This window comes from Vibrio inusitatus, from assembly GCA_024346935.1.
Lineage (GTDB): Bacteria > Pseudomonadota > Gammaproteobacteria > Enterobacterales > Vibrionaceae > Vibrio > Vibrio inusitatus.
This window is the reverse complement of the sequence record AP024879.1, coordinates 686,984-711,627: the sequence shown is the minus strand read 5'-3', so window position 1 is coordinate 711,627 and position 24,644 is coordinate 686,984. Positions and strand designations below refer to the sequence as shown.

Sequence of the window (24,644 nt, the reverse complement as noted above, 5' to 3'; positions counted from 1 at the left end):
TAACCATGATATAAGTTGCTAGAGTCGCTACCATCATTGTTAATAATGTGCCTGAATTAAATAAGCCTTCGATTAAAACTTATTTAATTCACTTGTTAGTATGATTAAATTGTTTCAATAAGCAAAAATCATATGATCGTTTTCAAGTTTATTTTTGGAACAATCGCATGTCAGACACTTATAGCAATATACAGATGTTGTCCAAGTCCCTATCAAAGACAGTCATTGGTCAGCAGCATGTCGTGGAGGCTCTTCTCATCGCACTTCTTGCCGATGGGCACGTATTATTAGAGGGTTTACCGGGTACCGCAAAGACACGCTCTGTGAGAGCGTTGGCGAGTAATCTCGATCTGGCATTAAATCGTGTTCAATTTACTCCTGATTTGATGCCTAGCGATGTAGTAGGTTACGAATCCCTGAGTAATAGTGGCAGTATGTCTTTTGTCAAAGGGCCTGCTTTCACCAATATATTACTGGCCGATGAGATTAACCGTGCTCCACCTAAAGTACAGTCAGCGCTACTAGAAGCTATGGAGGAAAGACAAGTAACAGTCGGGGGGACGAGTCATGAGCTTCCAGAAATATTCTTGGTTTTAGCGACACAAAACCCTGTTGAGCAAGAAGGAACTTACCCATTGCCAGAAGCGCAGCTAGATCGCTTTCTTATGAAGGTCGAAGTTGCGTACCCCAATCGTGACGATGAATTGGCGATTTTGCAGTTGGTCAAACAAGAGCAGAAAATGTCACAAGCTATTGAACAGATAGAACCTGAGTCAATCTTAGATGCAAGACGATTGATGAATGACGTTTATGTATCTGAATCCATTGAAAATTATATTGTTGATTTGGTGATGGCAACGCGCATACCTGAACAATTTGAAGCCTCTGATCTTGAACATTGGATTCGTATAGGTTCTAGCCCAAGGGCAACAATAGCACTGGATAAAGCGGCTCGAGCTTACGCCATTATTCACGGTAAAACCTTTGTAGATACGGATGATGTCAGAGCTGTTATTCATGGCGTTTTATGCCATCGAATCACATTGAGCTTTGATGCAATGGCCGATGCTATCGACAGTAATACTGTGGTCAATGAAATTCTGAAGCTGGTTGAAATTCGCTAATGACTGAAGTAGATCGTCGCGTATACGTCGATAAATCAACATTGCTTGGTTTGCAATTTCAAGCGCAAAAACTCGCAATGAATAACCTATTGCATCCCAGTGGTATTTTTTCCGGTTCTAACCGCTCAAGATTAAGAGGGCAAGGCTTTAACTTTGAGGAGCTGCGTCCTTATCGAACAGGCGACAATATCAAGAATATTGATTGGAAAGCGAGTTCACGCAGTCACAGTAGGGTGGTTAAGGTCTTCACACAAGAAACTGACAGACCCGCTATTGTCGTATGTGACCAGCGTCCAACGATGTTTTTTGGCAGCCGTGTTTACATGAAATCGGTAGTGGCAGCCCATCTTGCAAGTTTGATGATCTGGATGCTGTACATGCGTGGTGATCGTGTTGCCGGCGTCGTTCTTGGACCTGAGCAAATGCAGTCGCAGAATCCATCCCGCGCAATGATGCAAATAACGCAATTTATAGCTAATGTTGTCACTCAAAATCAGATGTTAGGCAAGGCTAGCAATAAGGCTTTAGCTCTCAAGAATGACTTAAGTTCTGCTCTTGCTAGGGCTCTGCCAATGTTGGGCAGCAGTGGTACTTTGGTTTTGATTACCGATAGTTTGAGTGTTAGTGATAGTGAGCTATCAACATTGAAGCTAATGTCGGCAAGACATAATGTCATTGTTTTATTAGTGAACGACGCTCTCGAGTTGGACTACAAAACGGCCAAGGATCTCGTGATCAGCGATGGAAGATCCCAGCTGAAGCTTGATACGGCTAAAGAAGATATTTTGCAGTATCAGCAGGCAATGTCCGAACAGTTGGTAAAGATCAGAAAATCTATCGGTCATTCAGGCTTGCCCTTTGCCAGTTTTAATACCGAGGAAGAACCTTTCCGACAATTGAACCTGCTTTTAAAAAGGGGTAGGTAATGCTAATACCTAAGCCTGAGATCTTTGGTAATTACCTGTTAAAAGGGTTTAACTCCATCATTCTCCCTAAGCCCATTTCATTCTTTCCACAAACACTTTCTGCGTGGTTATTGATTGTAGGCATTAGCCTCTTATTCATCGGTTTTCTTGGTTGGCTTGGCTATCGCTGGCATAAGAATGCATATCGACGTAAAGCGATTAGCTTGCTGAGGTCTGTATCGGAAGAGGAAGCCACCGCACTCGTTCCGCACCTTCTTAGGAAGGTAGCGGCAGAGACTTGTTTAGGTAACCCTGTTAGTGCTTTGAATGGTATTGAGTGGATCTCATTTTTAAATCGCTCCACAAAACAAGCGTTGTTTACTCCGCGTATTCAGCAACATTTACAAGTTGTGAGCTTTCAACCTCCTTGTGGGTGGCAAGACGAAAAAGAACTGAATACTTTGCTCGTTGATAGTGCGAGTAAATGGATAAAAATACATCACAAAGTGGAGTGTAAAATACGATGACTTTGCTTACGCCTTGGTGGTTATTGCTGGGATTACTCGCTCCATGTTTGTACTGGGTGCTGCCTGCTTATCGAGAAAGTGACCTTGCTGTCCGTGCTCCTTTCTTTCAACGAGTCGTTGATATTACAGGCACGAAAGCGCAACCAAACAGCTCCATACCACACAGAACTCTAATTCAGAAAGTCTCATTAGTCGTGACTTGGTGTCTATTGGTTGTGTGTACTGCCCAGCCCGTATTGCTGGGTAAAAAAGTGGTTCAACAAAAATCAAGTCGAGACTTGATGGTGGCTTTAGATCTATCTAAATCAATGAATAAAAAAGATTTTCCCAGTGCTAATGGGCAATTAACGTCGCGATGGCAGGCATTGGAAGATCTGATGCAAAAATTTGGTTCACAGCGTAAGGGGGATAGGTTAGGTCTTACGGTTTTCGGCTCGGGTGCATATTTGCAGGTGCCATTTACAGATGAACTGACCACATGGACTCAAGTTGTAGGCAGTTTATCGACAGAGATTGCAGGTCCAGCAACCGCCATCGGTGATGCAATAGGGCTCAGCATTCGTGCTTTTGAAGTTTCCCAAGCAAAGCAAAAGGTACTTATTTTAGTGACCGATGGCAGTGATACATCAAGCCAATTGCCTCCCGTGGAAGCTGCCAAGGTGGCAAAGGCACACAATATTTCCATCCATACTATTGCGATGGGCGATCCTGCGACTCAGGATAGCAATGCGAAAGTTGATATAGAGACATTGAAAAAAGTCTCTGCATTAACAGGGGGAGAAAGTTATCTGGCTATCGATAAAGGAGCTCTAGAACATATCTTAGCAGAGATTAATCGAATTGAGCAGAGCCACTATCAACAAGTCAGTTATCAACCTTATAACTACCTATATCCATATATCTTGATGGTACTGGTTAGTTACTACTTCGTCTTGTGGCTTGGGTTGAGTCTCTTTGAAGTGAAAAGGAGAAAAGCCTATGTCTAGTTTTTTGGCGTCTTTTCATTTCTTGAGGCCTATGTTCCTTACATTGCTTGGTCCGCTTGTGATTTTTGTTGGGTATCTATTCTATAAACGTCATCATAAATTGCGTTTACCAAGCAAAGTGGTAGCACCTCATCTATTGTCTAAAATGATTGATAAACCGGCTAAAGGACAAGGGTATGGGCCAATTGTCGCCATCTCTTTTATTCTTCTTATCGTGATTGGCGTTTTAGCAAAACCCGTTTGGAGGATGACTGATTTGTCTCCTTCAGATAACCCTCCATTGTATGTCGTGATGGATGAATCATTGTCGATGAACAAAATTGATGTTGCTCCTAATCGAAACCTAAAAGCTCAATTGTTAGTAAAGCATTTGGTGAAATCTGGAATAAATCGTCCGATAGCTGTGCTTGGCGTGGCAGGTAGCAGTCACATACTGCTACCACCAACAGATGACCAAGATTTATTGGCGCTATATCTTTCGTATTTAGATCCTTCAGTAATGCCAAAAGATGGTGGCGATCTCAGTACTCTCGTTTCTCGATTGAAGAATACACAAGGGCTAAAACTCGATAGGTCGAGCTTGTTGCTGGTTACAGATGGCGTATCGTCTGGTCAGCATGACCTCACGAACTTCATTCAACAACACCATATGGCAGCTGCCGTGTTGTATATGAATGAACTTGGTAAACAGTCAGCAAAAGCTTTAGGAGTACCGAGCTTTGATGGTGCCACAATGAATATCAACGATAGCGCTTTACAGCAATACTTTTTAAGTAATCAAGCCAATAGTGCAAGTGATAGTCAGTGGCAAGATGAGTCCCACTGGTTGATCGTTGCAGTGGCCATTATCGCTGGATTTTGGTTTAGAAAGGGATGGACTTTGCAATGGGCGCTTTGCTTATTACTGATGACCACCTATAGCCAGCCTTCACAAGCAGGAGCAATGGATTGGCTTTTAACCAGAGATCAACAGGGTATGGCTCTAATGTATATGGGAAAATATCAGAAAGCAGAGCAGTATTTTCAAGATCCAAGCTGGAAAGCCGTTGCGTGTTATTACCAAGAGAAATTTACTTGCGCACAAAAAGAATTTTCCAAAACAGGAGATTCGACAGCAATCTTTAACATGGCTAACTCCGCCGCTCAAGATGGCCGATACAAAACAGCCCAGCAACTCTATCTGGCCTTGTTGGAAATCCAACCTGAAAATACTAAAGTGAAACACAATCTGCATATTATTGATGAGATCTTGCAGAAAATGAAAAGATTGAGTGAAAAACAGCATGACCAGCATCCGCCATCAAAAGATGCCGTGCCGCCTCCCAAAGATGCGAATGAAATTTCAGATGGTGCCAAGAGAAAATCTTATGGACAAATACCTCACTCGACACTTAAAGCTACTGATGTGTTAGTTAGTGATGCAGCGACAGACAAATGGCTGAGAGATATTAGCCGAGATCCTAAAGATTTCGTGAGAAGAAAATTCTTGAGTGAATACAACCAGGAGACAAAATGATGATGCGGTTAATATCACTGCTATTTTTTCTGTTGGTTTCGTGGCAAGCCGGTGCCGATCCAAACATTGCGCTCTTAGTCAAAGATGAGCAGATAGTACCGGGGCAACAAGTTAATCTTCAGTTTGAAGCGACAACTAAACAGTACTTTATGGACGGTCCACAGTACTCACTCCCTTATGTAGCGAATGCGATGGTTAAGCAAGAGAACAAATCAACCTTGTCAGGCTATTCTTTCATTAATGATGAGAAATTTACCAGCCAGCGTTGGTCGATTCAGGTATATCCAAATAAGGTGGGCGTGTATTTGATTCCGTCGATGACGGTAACGCTAACCACTGCAAATGAGGATGGCAATATCGTCAAAACCCCCCTAAAAACCAAACCACTAGCACTGGTAGTGAAGGCTCCATCAGAATTGAAACATGAGTCAAATTACTTAGTGTCATCTAAAGTCAGTGTTGAAGATGTCTGGTCGAGCACCTCTGAAACGGCAAAAAAAGAGTATGAAAGAGGGGACATAATCCAAAGAACTGTGACGATAAAAGCCGAATATACGTCAACATTTATGATGCCTGATTTTGTCCCTTTAGCGCCTGAAGGCGTAACGGTTTCGTTGCTCGAGCCTGCGTTATCTTCTCACTATTCTAGGGGAGAGCATAGCACTACGTTGGTACAACATATCAGTTATAGCATTGACAAACCGGGTCAATATGCATTGGGTTCGGAACAAGTAAAGTGGTGGAATCCTGATAATAATCAACTAAATACATGGAAAGCATCAGCAAAAAGCATCGATGCTGGAGGCGTGGATTATCAAAAGGTACTTCGATTGGGAATGGTTTTTTTGAGCTTTATGATCTGTATTTACTTGGCTCGACTTTACCTGATTAAAAGCAAACCTACGATTTTGATTTTTAGCCGCTTATTTTCGAGTCATGGAGCCAAGTGGTTGAATAGTTGTTATTCAAAGGCCAGTAACAAAACGAATTTAAGGACTCCTTTACTTATTGACGCCAGTAACAACGAAGAGCTTGTCAAATACTCACTGCAAAGCCAGTTCCAGAAAAATGAGAGGGTAGGAATATGGCAAAGAATTCGGCTGTATTGGTCAGTATAATGTTGGTTTGAGTACCAATGTGTTCTACCTAGAGTGGGAAACATTGGCACTCAAAAAGGTAGTTAGCGTGCTAGTTTTTCTCCGTTAAATCGAATTGTTCAGACTGAATTTTGGATGAAATATTCCGCTATAACAATTGTTAGAAACGGACCATCACTTACTCATCTGAAAGTAGGCAAACGCTATACTTTTCTGATTTTCAATATTTGGTCCATTTATCTGTGCTTAAAGGGTAACCGCTAGTTCTTTCTTTTGATGGTCTAGGTACTCATCATAAGTACCTTGGAAGTTGACCAATTTCTTATCTTTAATATCAATGATAGATGTCGCTAGAGAAGAAACAAACTCACGGTCATGACTTACGAAGATAAGCGTTCCTTCGTAACCTTTTAGTGCCGAATTCAGTGCTTCGATGGCTTCCATATCCATGTGGTTTGTAGGTTCGTCCATAATCAATACATTGATGTCTTGCATCATCAATTTGCCAAATAGTAGACGGTTTTTCTCACCACCAGAACAGTTCTTTGCTTTCTTATTGGCATCGTCGGCGGTAAACAGTAGGCGACCTAATATACCACGAACCATAAGGTCATCATGCTTGACGGTGCGCCATTGAGAAATCCAATCAAAGATACTTAAATCATTATCGAAGTCTGCTGTACTATCTTGTGGGCAATAACCGATAGAAGCATTTTCAGACCACTTAACCACACCGTGTTTTTGCTCGAGCTCATTCACAAGGCAACGCAAAAAGGTGGTTTTACCTACACCATTTTCGCCAATCACCGCTAGGCGACTTCCTGCTTCAAGCAAAAGATTACCGCCTTCAAACAGAAGTTGCTCATCGAATGCATGTCCAATGTTTTGTAGCTCAAGTGCTTGTCGATGCAGCTTTTTACCCTCGCCAAAATCAATTGATGGGCTGATGCGGCTTGACGACTTAACTTCATCTAGCTTTATTTTATCCATCTTTTTAGCGCGAGAGCTTGCTTGCTTCGCTTTAGAAGCGTTTGCACCAAAGCGGTTTACAAAGTCTTGTAGTTCGTTAATTTCTGCGGCTTTTTTAGCATTGCTTGAAAGCAATTGTTCACGGATAAGCCCCGAAGCTTCAAGGAAGTATTCGTAGTTACCAGGATAGATACGTAGCTCACCATAATCGATATCAGCCATGTGAGTACATACAGAGTTAAGGAAGTGGCGATCGTGCGAGATGATGATCATGGTGCACTTACGCTGGTTTAACTCTTCACCAAGCCAGTTGATGGTGTGAATATCCAAGTTGTTGGTTGGCTCATCAAGTAGCAATATATCTGGGTTAGCAAATAGCGCTTGTGCCAGTAGCACGCGCAGTTTCCAACCTGGAGCAACTTGCTGCATTAAACCAAAGTGAAACTCTTCTTCGATACCCGCTTGAAGAAGTATGTCACCGGCGCGACTTTCTGCTGTGTAGCCATCCATCTCAGCAAATTCACTTTCAAGCTCGGCTACTTTCATGCCGTCTTCTTCGCTCATTTCTGGAAGCGAGTAAATGCGGTCGCGCTCTTGCTTAATTTCCCAAAGCTTACGGTCACCCATGATAACCACATCAATTACATTGTATTGCTCAAATGCGAACTGGTCTTGACTTAACACGCCCAGTTTCAATCCAGGAGTAATAGAGACGTTACCTGAACTTGGCGTTAAAGCGCCACTTAGGATTTTCATGAAGGTTGATTTACCACACCCATTAGCACCAATAAGGCCATAACGGTTGCCGTTACCAAATTTTGCAGAGATGTTTTCGAATAACGGCTCTGCGCCAAATTGCATTGTGATGTTTGCGGTAGATATCAAAGAACTATTCCTGAGAATTAAAGTTTAGGTTTGCTCAATCAAAGACAGTGACTAAACAATGAAATGTGAGGCGCAGAATTATACAGATTTATTCAACAAAAGACAGTTATGAGAGGGTTGTCACATAAATGATTTTGTTGAAAAGAGGTATAAATCAGTAGGGGGAGGGAATAGGTTTAGTTTACCAAAAATAGAAAAGCCAGCTTATAAGGCTGGCTTTAGGTTAAGATTTGCGAAAGTGGCATTAGCCTAGGAAGGCAATATACCCCTGCAGAACAAGTAAGTTAACGATGTCGATAAAGAAAGCACCCACAATAGGCACTACCATAAAGGCCTGAGGGGACGGTCCATAGTGGTTTACTAGAGAACCCATGTTCATTACTGCTGTCGGTGTTGCACCCATACCAAAACCACAGTGTCCGCCAGTGATTATGGCGGCATCATAGTTACTGCCCATAACCCTAAAGGTGATGTTGTAGGCAAACACCGCCAAGACACAGGTTTGCACGCCAAGGATAACTAACAATGGCATTGCTAGGTCAAAGATCTCCCACAATTTCAGGCTCATGAGTGCCATCGCTAAGAATAGCGATAGTGATACCGTACCGATAATATCAACGGTGTCGGTATTGAACTTATAGGCGCCTGTAAACTCGTAGATGTTAGTTAGAATAACACCCAGAAACAGTGCAAATACAAAATCAGGGATACCTTTTAGCCAACCGATACCCAAGCTTGATGTATATTCTTTGATGTAAGTTGCGCCCACAACACAAATCAACACCATAAACATGGTCTCGATTACGCGGCGAGGGGTAACTTTATCTTCCTCTGTCTCATTATAGGTTACGACGTCTGGGAATTTTTCATGATGCTTTGAACCGTCGCCGTACTCTGAAATCAAGTTGTGCTTATTGATTCTTCGCTGAGCGACAGGACCACCAATAAGACCACCAACAATCAAACCAAAGGTTGCCGAGGCCATCGCAAACTCAAGTGTTTTAAGACCGTACAGTTCATCAAAGGTGGCTGCCCAAGCTGCACCTGTACCGTGACCCCCTGAAAGTGTGATTGATCCTGCTACCAAACCCATTAACGGGTTTAAATCCATCATGCTAGCGAGACTAACACCTATCGCATTTTGGATGATGATATAAACGGAAGCCACCCCTAAAAAGATGAATACTTTCTTACCGCCTTTAAGCAGTTGAGAGTAGCTTGCGGATAGACCCACAGTAGTGAAAAACATCAGCATAAGTATCTTTTCTAGAGGCAAAGTAAAATCTAGATGGATACCTTGGAAATGCAAACCAGTGATGATGAAGGCAATAATTAGGCCACCAACAATAGGTTCAGGCACTTTGTATTTTTTTAAGAAGGGGACTCTTCTGTTTATGAACTGGCCAAGAAAGAGAACAAAAATCGCGATGAGAAACGACTCTAAGCTGCCAATAGTATAAGTAGTAGTCATAAAGCTCCTTTAATGCACGGCGAAAAACCGCTGTGGAGATGAGTATTGGATAACTATAGACGAAAGTTGAAAGGCCATCGTAACTAGTTAGTCCAAAAATTAGGAGGGCGGATTATACGCCAGAAACCCGAAAATTCAATTACCACTTTCCGCCAAATGAAAATTAAATGATTATGTCTGTTTGATTTTTAAGCTATTTTTCTCTTCTATCAATGCTGCTTGATACAATTTTGGCGTTAAACCACTAAAACGTTTAAAGGCTCTAGAGAAGTGCGAAATATCCGCATAGCCTAGCTGAACGGATACTTGAGTTAGACTTAAATTCCGACTCATTAACTCACAAGCTATATCAAACAGTAGGCTATTTTTGATCGCTCTAAATGAGTTTTTCTCTTGTTGTAATCGACGCTGTAAGGTGCGTGTACTCATATCAAATAATCTTGCTGCCAGATCTATATCGAGGTGCTGTTCATGAACATAAGGCAGCAAAGCGGTGTAAATAGTATCAGTAAAGGTGCTGTACCAAACAATCTCCTTAGGCGTAGGCTCTGGGTAGGGGGTGTAAATAGGTTGATCGAGTAATTCAAGATCAATTGTGATCTTAGTGGTTCTTTGCGAGAAGAGTAATAGAATGTCATTCGGGATATTTTTTGCGAAATCGCCGAGTATCCCTTGTTGCAGTGAGACGATTTTAGGCTTCCACTTTTCATTATTGGTAAGTGCTCTTATGAGCTGTGTGCAGTATAGGATGTTGAACACTTCTTGCCAGTGTCCAATGCTCTTATGTTTGTATGCAGAGCAAAACCAAGCTGTATCTCCTTCGATGTCGAGATATTGACATGCCGCAGGGATAGAGTCTCTGATCAATAGGTTGAATTTAGTTAAGACATCACGAATTGATAAACTGTGTGGTAGAGTTTTAACGAAATCCGGGATCAGGTGCGTGCGTAAGGTATCAGCTATGCTGTGTGCAAATGGGAAAATACCATTCTCGTTATACACAACTTCTAGAATCTTGCGAACTGAATCATTCATGATCATATTTTCTGAGTTAAACAGCATCTCGCGAGTAATATTTGCGTGCTTTAAAGCCTCTTCTATGTCGATCCCATGTTTCTCGAAAGCCACCAATACTACACGGACAATATCGGCTCTAATCAGCGGAATCGTGTCTTCATAAGATTCACTAACATTTTCAGGTATAGCGGGTTTAAATCCTTGTATTTTCAATTCGATAGCTCTCAACTGCAGTAAAATAGGGATAAGCGCGTTGTTTTTTACTTCGCGCTTAAATGTATGTACTGTGCGTAATATTACATTTATCAATAATATACGAATTTATTCACATTTTTGTAAAAAATCGACGCCGTCTAGCAATGTGTATCTCATTCAAATTAGGCGGAAGTGATGAGTACATTATTCTATAAAAGTCGAAATACGACTCAGAAGGCTTGTGAGGCGAGTTTATAGTGAGGATTGGTGCTGTTATCCAAAAGGTTAGCAATCGATACATTCGACTATCAGTATTCACTGATTATTCGTCTCCTATGTTTCTGATTCTGAACTAGGTTTTGATGCAAATACACATTTAAATAATCTCAATACGCTAAAAATCACGTACTACACTGTAATTGACTCAAAAGGAAGGAGAGAGTGTCATGCGTCATTTTATAACTGCTGCATTATTGGTCGGTTCTTTTAATGCTGTAGCGGGTGAAGATGTGGTTTATGAAGTAGATGGGCAACCTTATCAAGGGTATTGGTCAAAGGTGTCTGATACTGCACCATTAGTGATACTTGTTCACGATTGGGATGGATTGACAGACTACGAGATTAAACGCGCAGAAATGCTTAATGAGCAAGGTTATAACGTGTTTGCGGCAGATCTTTTTGGTCAGGGTGTTCGTCCAACAGAAGTTAAAGATAAGAAACAACACACGGGCGAGTTATACAAAGATAGAGCTAAACTGCAAAAGTTGATGGCAGAGAGTCAAAGCAAAGGTGAAATGCTTAATGGGAGTGGAGATAACACGGTGGTGATGGGTTACTGCTTCGGAGGCGCTGCGGTTCTTGAAGCTGCCCGAGCCGGCGCAGATGCTAAAGCCTTTGTCACCTTCCATGGAGGATTATCCACTCCAGAAGGTCAAAGTTATAAAATGACCAAAGCACCGGTTGTTGTTTTTCACGGCACTGCTGATACCGCTATTACTATGAAAGATTTCGCTATGTTAGCGGATGAGCTGGAAAAAACAGGCATCAAACATGAAATGGTTTCCTATGGGGGCGCACCTCACGCATTTACTGTGTTTGGATCAGAGCGATACCGTGAAGATGCGGACATGAAGTCATGGATCCGATTTAACGAGGTGCTGGTCGAAGTAACGAAGTAATAGCTATTTCCTATTTGCACTCAAATATCGCATACAGCTGGACGTATCTTTTCACAGAAGATGCGTTCTCTTCTTTTTTAAGGGGGTGAGCATGGGCTTTATAACAGGGAAGTAGATTCAAGGGTTGCATAATTTCATCAAGTTTAGGTGCTGAAGATGGCACTAACAAAATGCCTTGCTGAACATATTCAGAAAAGTTATCCGGTAATTGATTATGCCACCAATCTAGCAATTGCTGACTGGTGTTAATCCTATTTAGCCAGTGATCACACACTAATACGACACAATCGTTCGGTTGAATGGCATAGGCATACTCTTCTCGCCATAAGCTCAGTGTATTAGAAAGCTGTTCTTTGAAGACTCTATTCGCGGTTTTTATCGAATATGGAAATAACCAAACAGTGCCGTAGGATAACGTAATACGTCGATGCACAGTCTTCTCAATATCATTGGCCTCTAGTTCAATGGGCTGACTTGATATAGAAGTTTCAAACTGGGTCGCGATTATTTCAAGGCGACGCTCAACTAATGAGGTTAAGTGATTGTTACTTATTCCTCGATTGTGCACAGTGGGGTAGTGCTGTTTTGACAGGGAAAGACAGTCGTTTTGAACTGCTTTTAGAGCCTGAATAACGATATCTTTAAGCAAATTCTGTCTCAGCCAATGGGTATTATGTCAATGATTTTACTATATTTTAAATTGTAAGGTTGAGTAAATTGCCAAGTTCCTTCAAATTCTTTGAATAAGTCCGTCAAATTCAAGTCATCGCAGTTTTTTTTAGTTCGCGCATACTAACTCAATCTTGTAGTCTAGTTGTTAAGTAAAGGAAACGATTAAGTGACTGAGTTACTTATGGAACAAAGGAGTTGTACGTTGAAGGCTTATAATCGCACCGCGCGCATCATCCACTGGATATCAGCAGTTACTGTCATTGGTATGTTTGCTGTGGGCTGGTGGATGGTTGACCTTAACTACTATAGTCAATGGTATCAAACTGCACCATTTTGGCATAAATCAGTAGGGATTATTCTTGCTGCACTCACTGTTTTTCGCGTCATTTGGAAAGCTCTAACTAGCTCACCGAGAGTAGAAGGTAATGCATTTGAAGTGAAGGCTGCTAAATCAGCTCACCATCTGATGTATCTTTTGCTGTTTGTTTTGTTTGCTTCAGGTTACTTGATATCAACAGAAGACGGCAGAGGTATTTCTGTATTTGATTGGTTCGAAGTACCTGGAATTGGAAAGCTATTTGAAGGACAAGCCGACCTTGCTGGTTCTGTACATTATTATGTGGCATTTGCCCTGATTGGATTAGCAGCTATCCATGCTTTAGCTGCACTTAAACATCACTTTATCGATAAAGACGATACGCTACGCAGAATGATAGGAGGTTCAAAATGAAGAAATTAACGGCTGCTCTAGGATTGGCACTTGCGATGGCTACACCTCTGTACGCTAACGCGGCAGATTACGTGATTGATACCCAAGGTGCGCACGCATCAATTAACTTTAAGGTAAGTCACCTTGGTTATAGCTACATTAAGGGACGCTTTAACCGTTTCTCTGGTGAATTTAGCTATGATCCTGCCAACGTTGAAGCATCTTCAGTCGAGGTAAAGGTTGATACTACGAGCCTAGATTCTAACCATGCTGAACGTGATAAGCATATTAGAAGCAGCGATTTTATCGACGCTTCAAAGTACAGTGACGCGGTATTTAATAGTACGAAAGTGGTCGATAAGGGTGATGGTAATCTTGAGATCATGGGCGATTTGACGCTGCATGGCCAAACTAAGCCGATCATCATTGAAGCTAACTTTATTGGTCAAGGTAAAGACCCGTGGGGTGGTGAGCGTGCTGGCTTTATGGGAACAACTCGCCTAGAACTTGCGGACTTTAATATTCCAGTGATGGGAACTTCAAGCTATGTAGAAATGGAACTGCATGTTGAAGGTAAGAAAAAGTAACTTCTAACCGCTAAACCTTTTTTCTTTATCTCGCTTGAGTTTTTCAAGCGAGATTTTTTTATCTCTAGTATTTACGTCTATATGTAAATACAAATGGTTCGTGACGAAATACATGTGATTGTTACTAGAAAATATAACAGAGTTCGAGCACTGATTACTCTTCATGACCTAATGTGCGTTTGTCACTCAAAGCTTTATGGCTGTCTTTAACATAGAATACGCTACCCACAGTAATGGCTGCACCTGCAGCTACAAGACCAGGATTACCAATAGCGGCAATGGTAGCAGCACCGGCAAGAATAAATCCGGCAGTTCCGCGTGTAGCTTTCTTTTCGAGATCGTCATAATTGCTGCTTTCTAAGTAGTCTATTCGTTGTTCGTAATCAGACTTAGCCTTAGTCACTGACTCCGCATAGTCACTTTCAACGTGAGCAGGTTTAGATGGCGTTCCAACTACGCTTTCTTTGGGTTGAACTTCTAGAGCTTGCTCGGATTGATTGGTGACGCTGTTAGCAAGAGCAGGAGAGGTAATAAATAGTAATATGAACAGTGTAAATAGATTTTTCATAAATTAATTCCAACTAAGTTAGGTGTTATAAATCTATTTGAGTCTGCCTTGATTCAGAAATGATTTATCGTATGAACGCTATATAACTTACGTCAGTCATAGAGTTGGCTGTATTTTATACGATGAGGGAATTCGATCCATATCGTCGCATTTAGTTAATCTATAAACGCTACTTATGGTTCTGGCTGGCTACACATTCACTGTACTTTGTTGTTCACTACATGATCTCGAAGGTTACGTATTCCCATTTGCCATACTTATCACTCGCTTCAATGTCCAGCGAATGAGCAGAGGCACTACGCCGTCCCCGTGAGTTTCACAATACTCAACAATTGCTAGGGCAACATCGGGCTTAGCGTGCTTCTTCAAAGCACGTACAATTACTTTTTTCGCTGGAATAGGGTGATCATAAGGAATTTTCACCATATCCCTGAAGAACTTTTCAAAGCCATTATTATAGAGGTAGTGCTCTATATCTTTATCCGGTAGCTCTGTCAGGCGGTGCCTTTCCTGTTCACCGTGAAGCATCGCTCTTACCGAGGCTGCGTACTTTTTACCTGCCGCGTCGCCATCTGTCACTACATGCCAGTCGATATCAAATGCGCGAGCCACTTTAAGTAGCGACTTTAACCCTGATTGTGCAAACTCCACGATTTGCACACCTTCTGCGGCGAGATCATACCCACACAATTTTGCTAATTCGTTGAAAAGCCAGACTTCGGTTTCACCTTCGACCAGTAACCAGCACCTTGCAAACAAAGCACTCGAACGGTGAAAACGGATGTGAAAACCAACACGCCTAAGTTCGTCAGACGATAGCATCTCTGGACGGATGTATTTTGCTTCAGTACGGTCAGACTTTCGAACTAATCGTTTAATACTCCTAAGAGGCACGGCACCTAATAAAACAGCTGAATTGGTGGTAAGGATCTTTTGCATCGGCATCATTTGCAAAAGCGCCCAAGCGCGAGCGAGATGTGTTGGGTGGAGCCTTCCCTCTGGGTCTTCGACAATGAGCAAAGGTCTTGAGCAGCGTCGTAGCTCTGTGTTTCCCTTTGCTTGTAAATAATTATTGAGCAATCCCATCAATAGCAAACGAGTCTGACGGTCTTTGGTTTGATCGACAAATTGCTTGAGTGACATTTTACTACCTGAACTTGACGTAAATATGCCATCACGTAACGCTCTAGGGTCATGTCGCATGTGAGTTTTATATGAGAAGTAATGGTCAACAAGATCGTGCATCGTTTTGACGCTGCTCTTCATTTCTTCTTTGCTCACTAGACCAGGGTTTGAAATTAGTCGACGGCAAGTGTTTTTGATTCTACGTTCGATCTTTGAATTAGTTTGAGGAGATTCTTCAATGCGTTGAAAGCGTCTAGAGTCCCGCAATCGAATGACAGGGTGCAGAATCATCAATTCTTGTGCAAGCTTCGCTGTGTGATGCAGTTGCTTTGGGATTCCCTCGCGATTCAAAAAGGCGTAATGGGTAGTAACCTTTGTTCCTTCAAGTGTGGCGCTGAGTCGATAAATAATTTCAGAGCGGCCGTTTGAACGTTCATTCCATGCGGGTTTTATCTTGCGATAGCGGCCTGATCTTGGTTCATTATTCGAACTAGCACGAAGCTTTAATACTATTTGAAGATGCTGGGTTTGAGGATGTGAAATTGAGTAATCCACATGGAAATCGCGCATTTCAAACTGATAGGGCTCAGCATCAGTAGGTAAAGCAACGGATAGTGCATCAAGTAGAGAGGATTTACCCCATGTGTTTTCACCAATCAGAGTTGTCAGTTGTTCAAAAGGCAAAGAAAGACGCTTTATGCCCCGAAAGCCAGAGATTTCGATACGCTCCAATTGCATAATCTACCCCTTTTTCTTTCATTATAGAAAATAGACCGGATTTGCACTGCGAAGCTTCGCAAGTTTCTAACTAATTGATATTCGTTATGCTTAGTGGAAAATTCAAACCTTAAAGAAGCCTTGTTGATACTTAGTCAGATGAGGTTTTATACACCCCAAAAAATAATTCATTGGTTTGTCATATTCGCCCGACTACAATGGCTTTGAAACTAGAGATGAATGAATGAAGAAAAGAATGAAAAAAGTGACAAGGATACGGGTCGCTCACATCAATGATACCCACTCTTATTTTGAGCCAACCACACTGCAGTTGTCTTTAAATATAGATAATCAATTGTTAAACCCTTACGTAAGTGTAGGGGGATTTGCACGTATAAAAACACGTTCCCAACAGCTCAGACAGCAAGCCGACCAAGCAGGTAGAGAGTTTCTCTTTTTGCACGCAGGTGACTGCTTTCAAGGGACGCTGTACTTTTCCCTATTTAAAGGGGAAGCCAACTCAAGGTTATTAAATCAGTTAAATCTTACCGCGATGACGTTGGGAAACCACGAGCTGGACATGGGAAATGGGCCTCTTACGACGTTCGCTAATGAAATCAACTTTCCATTGTTGTGTGGCAATTGGGACTTGTCTAATGAACTTCAGGATAAACCTCTTAAGCTTAATGAAACCACGAGCGTACACTCATATCAGCCACAATCAAAAAGTGCGAAATGGTTGGTCCATGAAGTCGACGGTGAACAGATTGCTATTTTCGGTTTATCCATAGATAAGATGATGGATATTGCAAACCCTGATCCAGATACTCCGTTCATAAACGCTACTAACACGGCAATTAATACGGTTAAGCAAATTCGTGAGTCAGGAATCAACAAAATCATACTGTTGAGTCATCTAGGTTATGATGCCGACCTTAAACTGGCAGGAAGCGTTGATGGTATAAGCTTAATTGTCGGAGGGCACTCTCACGTACTCCAAGGTGATTTTAGCGAGTTGGGTTTACCGTGCCGAGATGAGTATGGGAAACGCTTTAACGACACACATGTTGTACAGGCGGGTTTGCATTCACAAACCATGGGCCATTGTGATATTGATTTTGATGAATCTGGTAAGGTAATTTCGTTTAATGGTCGAAATGAACTCCTAGTTGGTCGCCGGCTGTGTCTTGATGCGACGATGAGTGATTGCGATTGTGATGGAGAATATGGTCAGGTGTTCGACTATTTGCAGTCACATCCTAATATTGTGCGTTGTAAAAAAGATCCTGCTATACATCAACTATTAACCGATACCTATAAGCCTGCAGTACATGCCCTGCAAACGAGTGTAGTAGGGCACCTTAAATCAGGGCTTAGACACATAAGGATTCCTGATGATAAGGGACCTAGTGAGATTTGTTCTTTAGTCGCAGAGTCTTTCTATCACGCGATGCGCCATCGAGGGCATAGCATAGACTTTGCAATACACAACGCAGGTGGCGTGCGCTGCTCATTAAATTCCGGACCAATCAGCAAAGCCGATATAGCAGGTAAATTGCTGCCATTCATCGTCCCTATAGGCGTTTATTCAATCGAAGGGCGTCATATCAAAGACGTGTTGGAAGGTGCGATTGATAACGCTGTAGATGAAAGTGGAACCGGCTCTGGAAGCTACCCGTATTCTTATCAATTGGATTATCAGGTAGTGCTCGATGCGAATAAAGGTCAACGTGTAAAAAATTTGAGGATCTACGATGAGATTCGCGGTTGGACAGAAATTCGTGATGAAAAAATCTACTGGGGAACGTCTTCAGCTTACACAATGAAAGGTAAAGAAGGGTATTCAGCGATACTAAACTGTAGAGATGATTGGACTGTTACTGATATGTCGATGGCCGATTGTTTCCTCGAATTTGTATCGAGAGAAGCGCTGCGCTTTGAAACACAAATTAAATTAGGTCTAACCACATAAAATTGCACTTTTTTATTGTGACGGATTTGTAAACAAAAAAGTGCATCAACCGCCCTGTAGAATTTATATTCAAGAAAACCTTGGTAAAGTGCGGGTTTATGCACCTATTTCGTTGGTTGATTTTTGTTCTTGTTACGTCGTTGTAAAATTAGAAAAACTAATCCGAAGGTTGAATTTTACTCGTTTTATTCTTAGTCTAATTTTGCCTATATTTGCGCCATAACTTATTGAAACTTACAGAAATTAAAGAGGCACTCATGGCGCAAGTAATGAATATCAACACCGTCGCAGTACCAAGCTCTCAGGAAGCAAAGAGCTATTCTATTGATTTCAAAGGATTGATCATGCACCTTGTTGATATTTTATTCGGCAAAGGTCAGACTACCACAACTTACTATGCATCTGATCTTTCTGATCATATGCAAAAAGATTTGGGTATGATGCGCTAATAGATTAGCCATACTGTATATTATTCGAAAGCCCTGCTCTTTATGAGAGCAGGGCTTTTTTGTATTCGTCAAAAAGGAAATTAATTGATGCTATCAATGCAAGTGTTATAAAGCTTGTTATAGAAGTGGTCACTCTTGTTGTGTGAGGACTCTTTAGTCCATGTGTATTCTTGGTTTAATACTTAAATAAGAGTGAGGAACGGCATAAGTGTGAGTGATGGGTTGGGGATCTCCATCATGTTAATCTTCGCGCACTTTATAACCAGTTGGCTTATTACACTATGCGTAATCCCCTCTTATTTATCAGTTGTATTGCTTTTTTTATGACGGCTTGTAGTTCTTCAACCCCCTATGAAGAGAGAGTAGAGATCCGTCAATCAATAGATGATGAAAGTGAACAGTTAATAGAAGAGTTGGCAGAGGTTTACCCAGAAATTTATGCACAGCTTGAAGAGGCAGAAGGGTACGCAACCGGTGTGATGTCTAACATCAAAGTGCCTTTAGTGGGCGGAGGGACAGGCATAGGCGCTGTATATAGTAATGTTGATGACTCCATCACCTATATTGACTTGTATCGCTACGATGTTGGCGCAGGACTTGGCCTAAGCAGTTATAGAATGATTTCAATTCTCGATACCCCTGAGAACCTTGAAAAATTTAGTAAAGGATTCAGTGAGCAGTCTTGGGGAACAGATTGGAACATAAGTGTTAGTGGTATAGAGGCGGACAAGGTTTACTATCTGGAAGATAGTGAAATTCCAACCTATCTTGTGTTTGAGTCCAGTGCCTCGGCTGTGGGCAGCGCTCGTTTGATGTCGGTATCGGTAAATGAAGAGCTGACAGAAACAGGGATGGGTAATGCCAAGTTTGCCAACCATGAATCCGCGACAGATAAATCAAGTCCACAGTGGGATAGGCCATTACCATTTTTTGCTCAAGACGTAGTAGATAAAGGCTTCAGCCTTCCTTTGCCATTTGGTATTAGCATTCTTTATGCTGAAACTAAACAGGATATGACGATCTCAGGTCTTGAGGCTGGGTTTTCAGGAATTAATAATGGTGCCACACAAGCTGTGGAATTTATGTCGTTTGATAATAACTATTCTCATAGTAAAACTCCTCAGCTGAAACTTGATGCTTGGATCTTTCCTTTTATGAACGTGTTTGCGACGGTAGGAAAGGTTAACGGCATGGCTCATGTGGAGTTTGCATCTGATGGGTCGGTCGCCAATGGGGTAGCGGAAAATAGTTTGCCTTGTAATCCAATTTTACCTGGGCAGAAACCAGCAGAATTTTGTGAAGCATTAAGAGATGCGACTGGATGGAACGAGGCACTGGATGTTGACTTAGATGGATGGAACTACACCATAGGCGCAACCTTTGCTGCGGGTTGGCAGGACTACTTTTTGGCAATCCCAGTTTCTGTTACTTATATCGATATGAAAAATGCAAGAGCGGAAGAGCTGGTGATTAATGTGAGTCCACGCATTGGTAAACAGATTCCATTGAAAGATACGAGTAGCGTTGATGTATATGTTGGTGTGAGTTATCTGGATAGTACTTTAACCATATACGGTGAGCACTATGGAAATCTTCCTGATGATAAGCATATTACCTATAAAATCGAACAAGAAAATATCGACAAATGGATGGGATTAGTCGGTGCTAGCTATAACTTCAACCGCTCGTGGGCAATCCAAGCTGAGTACGGACAAAATGGCTCTGATAAACGTCAGTTTGTATCCTCTCTGACTCACCGTTTCTAATCTTACTGACAAGATAAACAAGGGCCCAGCATAGTGTTGGGCCTTGTATCTATTGCATAGTGTGCTTGTTAACAAAGAACCTTAATAGCTAATCCACCTTGAGAAGTCTCACGATATTTTGCGTTCATGTCTTTACCTGTTTCGAGCATCGTCTCGATAACTTTATCAAGAGATACGCGCGCTGCTGATGTTCGGCCTAAAGCCATGCGTGCGGAGTTCACCGCTTTTACTGCAGCTATACCATTTCGCTCTATGCACGGAACTTGAACTTGCCCAGCTACTGGATCGCACGTTAAGCCCAAATTATGTTCCATACCAATTTCTGCTGCCATACACACTTGCTCTGGACTACCGCCCATAAGCTCGGCAAGACCCGCTGCCGCCATAGAACATGCAACGCCAACTTCGCCTTGGCATCCTACTTCAGCCCCTGAGATAGAAGCATTACGCTTGTACAAACTACCAATTGCGCCAGAGGCTGCAAAGTAACGGGTATATTCCTTTGCTGTCACAGGTTGAATGAATTTATCATAGTAAGCTAGCACTGCTGGAACAATGCCACAGGCACCATTGGTTGGAGCGGTTACAACTCGGCCACCCGCTGCGTTTTCTTCATTAACGGCAAATGCAAACAAGTTAATCCAATCCACTACAGCCATAGGGTCTGCATTAGTACCCGCGGAAGTGGATAGTTTTTTGTATAGGCAAGGCGCACGACGGTAAACGCGAAGTGGACCAGGTAGTACACCTTCTGTGTTCATCCCTCTTTCAATGCCATCAGACATGGTCTGCCAAATAGCGGCAAGGTAGCTTGATATAGCGTTATCAGAGTGCAATGCTTTCTCATTTTTAAGTACCAAAGTACTAATTGAAAGTCCACTTTCAACCGCTTGTTCAACAAGAGCGGTAGCCGAGTCAAAAGGGTAAGGCACTTCAACGGTCAGCGCTTCAGTTTGACCAAAAGAGGCTTCATCGACGATAAATCCACCGCCAATTGAGTAATACGTTTTGCTGTGTATCAGTTCATCATTAGCCCATGCATGGATCTGCATGCCGTTTTCATGCAGTGCTAGGTTTTCTGAGTGGAAGTTCATACCACCCGATACAGGAAAATCAACAGTGTGACTGCCTGTGTCTAAAGCTAGGGTCCCGGTTTGCTCCACATTTTTAATAAATCCATCTATCGAATCAATATCAACAGTTTGCGGAAGATTGCCTGCAAGACCCATGATAATAGCGATGTCGGTGTGATGTCCTTTACCTGTCAATGATAATGAGCCGTAGACATCTACTGTTATCTTGGTCACTGACTGCAAGGTTGCCATGTGTTTGAGTTCTTCAACAAATTCATAGCCAGCTTTCATAGGACCTACAGTGTGAGAGCTTGAAGGGCCAACGCCAATTTTGTAAATATCAAAAATACTGATCATGATTATTCATGCCTTATGATGAAATAAAGGGGGAGAGCAGAATAAAAAGCCCCTAGCCATGAGCTAAGGGCCAATAAGCACCGAGGTTTATTAGAAGATGCCGTAAGTCGCTGAAGTAATCGCAGCGATACCACAGATAAGGGTGAAGATTCGAGCTGGCTTAGACGTTGCTAACTGCTTCATCGCTGGTACTTTGTACATCGCAAAGATAGGCATAATGAATAGAATTGCAGCAATCATTGGCGCGCCAATTGCTTCAATCATGCCAAGGATGCTTGGGTTAATAATCGCTACAATCCAAGTAGTTAGGACGATGAAACCTAAAGCAATCTTATCAATTTTGCTTGCAGAAGCAGTTGAGCGTGATTTAGCTAGACCAACTAGACCTTCATGTGCACCTAGGAAGTGACCAAAATAGCTTGAAGTAATCGCTGCGAACGCGATTACTGGGCCCAATATAGAGATTACTGGTGAAGCATGAACATTAGCTAGGTAAGAAAGCACCGAGATGTTTTCAGTTTGTGCTTGCGCTAGTTGCTCTGGAGATAGAGATAATACTACCGAGAATACGAAGAACATAACGAAACCCATCAGCATTGCTGAAGCGCCACCAGTGATCATGTCCGTTTTTTTGTGTGCATCTTCGCCGTAAGTTTTACGCTGTTCTTTAGTAAACTGGCTAATGATTGGGCTGTGGTTGAAAGAGAATACGATGATTGGAATCGCCAACCAAATAGTTGAAGGCAGTGTGCTCCATTCAGGAGTCACTGACATCATTGACGTATTCCAATCTGGAATTAGGTAAACCGATAGCGCAAGCAAGATTAGAACTAATGGATATACCATTGCCGACGTCGCTTTTAGCATCAGTTCCTTACCGAATACTACGCCGCCTGTCATTAGAGCAATTAACCCACCAGAAAGTAACCAGCGAGGCACTGATTCCATACCTAGTTGATTCACCATGAAAGAATCCACAGTATTAGTGATGCCTACACCATAGATCAGAACAATTGGGTAGATGGCAAAAAAGTAAGCAAAGGTAATAATGTTTGCGCCAGTCTTTCCAAAGTGTTCTTCAACTACGTCCGTGATGTCTGAGTTTTCGTTCTTAGATGATAGAACAAAACGCGCCAGGCTCTTATGAGCAAACCAAGTCATAGGTGCTGCAATTAGGGCTAGAATAACTAATGGCCAAAAACCACCAGCTCCCGCTTTAATTGGTAGAAATAGTACACCTGCACCTACAGCTGTACCAAAAAGAGAAAGACACCATGTGATGTCTTGATAAGTCCATTTACGTGTTTTCCCTGATACTTGTTCTGCGATAATCGTTGTTGTCATTATATAATTCTCGTAAAAAAGGGATGTGATTGATTTCGGGGCGCATTGTGTTGCAACGGCGACATATTTAATGTGATCAAAATCAATCCTTGAAGAAGTACCGTAAGTAGGGGGAATATATTTGGATTGGATCACGAATTTCGCGTGCTACACGATAGATTATTTTTGTTTTACCATTAAAAATTCTAATGGGAGTTTGATTTTTATTTATGCAATCGTTTGCGGTAAAACGGAGTGAGTATTGAGAGGAAGGACAGTAGAACTAAAAGAGAAATTAAATAGGACATAAAAAAGGAGCTCTGATTGAGAGCTCCATAAGATGACTTAAGTATAATCAATCGTACTTACATCTTAGAAAGTCACTTTTGCACCTAGCATGCCTTTAAGTTCTTCGTCTTGTGTGAACTTCTTACTCACACCAGCATACGTTAGGAAGTAGTTAGTGAACTGGTAACCTAGGTCTACTGTTGCAGTGTTTCGATCATCTTTCTCTGAATCGAAGTTTGCACTTGTGAATGTCGATGCAAGAGTCAGTTTCTCGGTAAAGTCGTAAGAACCTGCCAATTCGTAGCCTTGGAAATCATCACCAAACTGCGAACCACCAACGTATAGAGCGCCAAGGTATAATTCATCCGTTACGTCTGCACCAAGACCTACTAGTAAGTTATCACTATCTTTGTAGTTTTGGTCATGCGTTTCTTTAGCATAGCCAACACCAGCTTTTAACATACCGAAATCATAGCTAGCGGCTGCACCGTAGCCTTTATCGATCTCTACATTTTGAGTTTTTTGGTTAGCATCTTCAAAACTAGTAACAGTGTCACCACCGCCATTTACGTTAGCTTTAACAGTCAAACCACCATAATTGCCAACGTAAAGAAGTTGGTTGTCAGCGCGGTCGGCTGTAACGGATTTACTTGATGCTTCTGAACCATATGTATTCAGTATATCGGTATAGTCCGTGATGAGACCAAGAGAGCCGTCGGTTTTACCGTATTGTAATTCAGTGTTTTCATCACCTACACCTACGTAAAGGTAGCGAGTGTCGTTTGAATTGTCTTTAGTAAATTCTTTTTCCACAAAGCCGCGAGCATGAATATCTTCGGTGATTTGTGTTTTTGCTTCAAAGTTAAGACGAGCACGAGATAGCTCTTGCTGTTTTTGGTTTACTTTGTTGTCTTTGCCTTGGTCAGAGAACTCACTACGAGCCTCAACGCGGCCGCCTAGAGATAGAGCTAAGTTGTCTGCTTTATATACTTCAGCAGCGTTAGCTGATGCTGCAAATGCTGAGGTCACTGCGATAGCAGTTAGAGTCAATTTTTTCATTTCTATATCCTTTAGTGTCCAACACGAAATTCTGAATTGGTGCTGGAACTAAAGACTATATATTTTGTCCGGCTGGCATAAGATGAATAAATACAATCTTATTTTCTAT

The 24,644-nt window shown here is 41.9% G+C and carries 21 protein-coding genes; 12 read left to right on the top strand and 9 right to left on the bottom strand.

Annotated features, from left to right (window positions below; all coding sequences use genetic code 11):
• The first annotated feature begins 167 nt into the window (after positions 1-167).
• The 6 genes from OCU48_RS16220 to OCU48_RS16195 are packed head-to-tail and all read left to right on the top strand — an operon-like array spanning position 168 to position 6,176.
• Positions 168-1,124 (top strand): AAA family ATPase, encoded by a 957-nt coding sequence (locus OCU48_RS16220; RefSeq protein ID WP_141346703.1) that lies wholly within the window; start codon positions 168-170, stop codon positions 1,122-1,124.
• Positions 1,124-2,050, top strand: coding sequence for a DUF58 domain-containing protein (locus OCU48_RS16215; protein WP_141346702.1), 927 nt, complete (start codon positions 1,124-1,126; stop codon positions 2,048-2,050). The genes OCU48_RS16220 and OCU48_RS16215 overlap by 1 nt, the downstream gene beginning before the upstream one ends.
• Positions 2,050-2,556, top strand: a complete 507-nt coding sequence (locus OCU48_RS16210; RefSeq protein ID WP_141346701.1) for a DUF4381 domain-containing protein — start codon at positions 2,050-2,052, stop codon at positions 2,554-2,556. Before OCU48_RS16215 ends, OCU48_RS16210 begins: the two co-directional genes overlap by 1 nt.
• A complete protein-coding gene (locus OCU48_RS16205) occupies positions 2,553-3,542 on the top strand; it encodes a VWA domain-containing protein (RefSeq protein WP_141346700.1) in 990 nt (329 codons plus the stop codon). Before OCU48_RS16210 ends, OCU48_RS16205 begins: the two co-directional genes overlap by 4 nt.
• A complete protein-coding gene (locus tag OCU48_RS16200) occupies positions 3,535-5,058 on the top strand; it encodes a VWA domain-containing protein (protein WP_141346699.1) in 1,524 nt (507 codons plus the stop codon). The genes OCU48_RS16205 and OCU48_RS16200 overlap by 8 nt, the downstream gene beginning before the upstream one ends.
• A complete protein-coding gene (locus tag OCU48_RS16195) occupies positions 5,055-6,176 on the top strand; it encodes a BatD family protein (RefSeq protein ID WP_141346698.1) in 1,122 nt (373 codons plus the stop codon). The genes OCU48_RS16200 and OCU48_RS16195 overlap by 4 nt, the downstream gene beginning before the upstream one ends.
• Positions 6,177-6,401: 225 nt before the next feature.
• On the opposite strand, the gene OCU48_RS16190 is transcribed toward OCU48_RS16195, so the two are convergent.
• From OCU48_RS16190 to OCU48_RS16180, 3 genes are all read right to left on the bottom strand, one after another.
• Positions 6,402-8,009, bottom strand: a complete 1,608-nt coding sequence (locus OCU48_RS16190; protein ID WP_141346697.1) for an ABC-F family ATPase — start codon at positions 8,007-8,009, stop codon at positions 6,402-6,404.
• Between the two features lie 244 nt (positions 8,010-8,253).
• Positions 8,254-9,480, bottom strand: a complete 1,227-nt coding sequence (gene gltS, locus OCU48_RS16185) for a sodium/glutamate symporter (protein ID WP_141346696.1) — start codon at positions 9,478-9,480, stop codon at positions 8,254-8,256.
• Between the two features lie 171 nt (positions 9,481-9,651).
• Positions 9,652-10,710, bottom strand: coding sequence for a helix-turn-helix domain-containing protein (locus OCU48_RS16180; RefSeq protein ID WP_244312364.1), 1,059 nt, complete (start codon positions 10,708-10,710; stop codon positions 9,652-9,654).
• A gap of 428 nt (positions 10,711-11,138) precedes the next feature.
• On the opposite strand from OCU48_RS16180, the gene OCU48_RS16175 reads away from it, so the two are divergent.
• Positions 11,139-11,870, top strand: coding sequence for a dienelactone hydrolase family protein (locus tag OCU48_RS16175; protein ID WP_141346695.1), 732 nt, complete (start codon positions 11,139-11,141; stop codon positions 11,868-11,870).
• Between the two features lie 10 nt (positions 11,871-11,880).
• Here the strand turns inward: OCU48_RS16175 and OCU48_RS16170 are convergent, their stop codons facing one another.
• Positions 11,881-12,519 (bottom strand): hypothetical protein, encoded by a 639-nt coding sequence (locus tag OCU48_RS16170; RefSeq protein ID WP_141346694.1) that lies wholly within the window; start codon positions 12,517-12,519, stop codon positions 11,881-11,883.
• Between the two features lie 204 nt (positions 12,520-12,723).
• On the opposite strand from OCU48_RS16170, the gene OCU48_RS16165 reads away from it, so the two are divergent.
• Together OCU48_RS16165 and OCU48_RS16160 are read left to right on the top strand one after the other, a co-directional pair.
• Entirely contained in the window at positions 12,724-13,272 is a 549-nt protein-coding gene (locus OCU48_RS16165) for a cytochrome b (protein WP_167496224.1), read from the top strand.
• Positions 13,269-13,838 (top strand): YceI family protein, encoded by a 570-nt coding sequence (locus OCU48_RS16160; protein ID WP_141346692.1) that lies wholly within the window; start codon positions 13,269-13,271, stop codon positions 13,836-13,838. Before OCU48_RS16165 ends, OCU48_RS16160 begins: the two co-directional genes overlap by 4 nt.
• Positions 13,839-13,992: 154 nt before the next feature.
• Here OCU48_RS16160 and OCU48_RS16155 read toward each other — a convergent pair whose 3' ends face one another.
• Complete coding sequence (locus OCU48_RS16155) at positions 13,993-14,406, bottom strand: hypothetical protein (RefSeq protein ID WP_141346691.1); 414 nt, start codon at positions 14,404-14,406, stop codon at positions 13,993-13,995.
• A 234-nt stretch (positions 14,407-14,640) separates the two neighbouring features.
• Entirely contained in the window at positions 14,641-16,269 is a 1,629-nt protein-coding gene (locus tag OCU48_RS16150; RefSeq protein WP_141346690.1) for an ATP-dependent endonuclease, read from the bottom strand.
• Between the two features lie 235 nt (positions 16,270-16,504).
• Here OCU48_RS16150 and OCU48_RS16145 point away from each other — a divergent pair, with 235 nt between their 5' ends.
• The 3 genes from OCU48_RS16145 to OCU48_RS16135 all read left to right on the top strand — a co-directional run bounded on the left by OCU48_RS16145 (position 16,505) and on the right by OCU48_RS16135 (position 20,435).
• Positions 16,505-18,220 carry a bifunctional metallophosphatase/5'-nucleotidase gene (locus OCU48_RS16145; RefSeq protein WP_141346689.1) on the top strand — a complete coding sequence of 572 codons (1,716 nt, stop codon included), beginning with the start codon at positions 16,505-16,507 and terminating at the stop codon, positions 18,218-18,220.
• Between the two features lie 257 nt (positions 18,221-18,477).
• Entirely contained in the window at positions 18,478-18,669 is a 192-nt protein-coding gene (locus OCU48_RS16140) for a hypothetical protein (protein WP_141346688.1), read from the top strand.
• A 281-nt stretch (positions 18,670-18,950) separates the two neighbouring features.
• Entirely contained in the window at positions 18,951-20,435 is a 1,485-nt protein-coding gene (locus OCU48_RS16135) for a lipid-binding SYLF domain-containing protein (protein ID WP_141346687.1), read from the top strand.
• 68 nt (positions 20,436-20,503) lie between these two features.
• Here OCU48_RS16135 and OCU48_RS16130 read toward each other — a convergent pair whose 3' ends face one another.
• The 3 genes from OCU48_RS16130 to OCU48_RS16120 all read right to left on the bottom strand — a co-directional run bounded on the left by OCU48_RS16130 (position 20,504) and on the right by OCU48_RS16120 (position 24,535).
• Positions 20,504-21,865: an L-serine ammonia-lyase gene (locus tag OCU48_RS16130; protein ID WP_141346686.1), complete on the bottom strand. Its 1,362-nt coding sequence runs from the start codon at positions 21,863-21,865 to the stop codon at positions 20,504-20,506.
• 90 nt (positions 21,866-21,955) lie between these two features.
• Positions 21,956-23,209: an aromatic amino acid transport family protein gene (locus OCU48_RS16125; protein ID WP_141346685.1), complete on the bottom strand. Its 1,254-nt coding sequence runs from the start codon at positions 23,207-23,209 to the stop codon at positions 21,956-21,958.
• Positions 23,210-23,560: 351 nt separating this feature from the next.
• Positions 23,561-24,535, bottom strand: a complete 975-nt coding sequence (locus tag OCU48_RS16120) for a porin (RefSeq protein ID WP_141346684.1) — start codon at positions 24,533-24,535, stop codon at positions 23,561-23,563.
• Positions 24,536-24,644 lie beyond the last annotated feature (109 nt).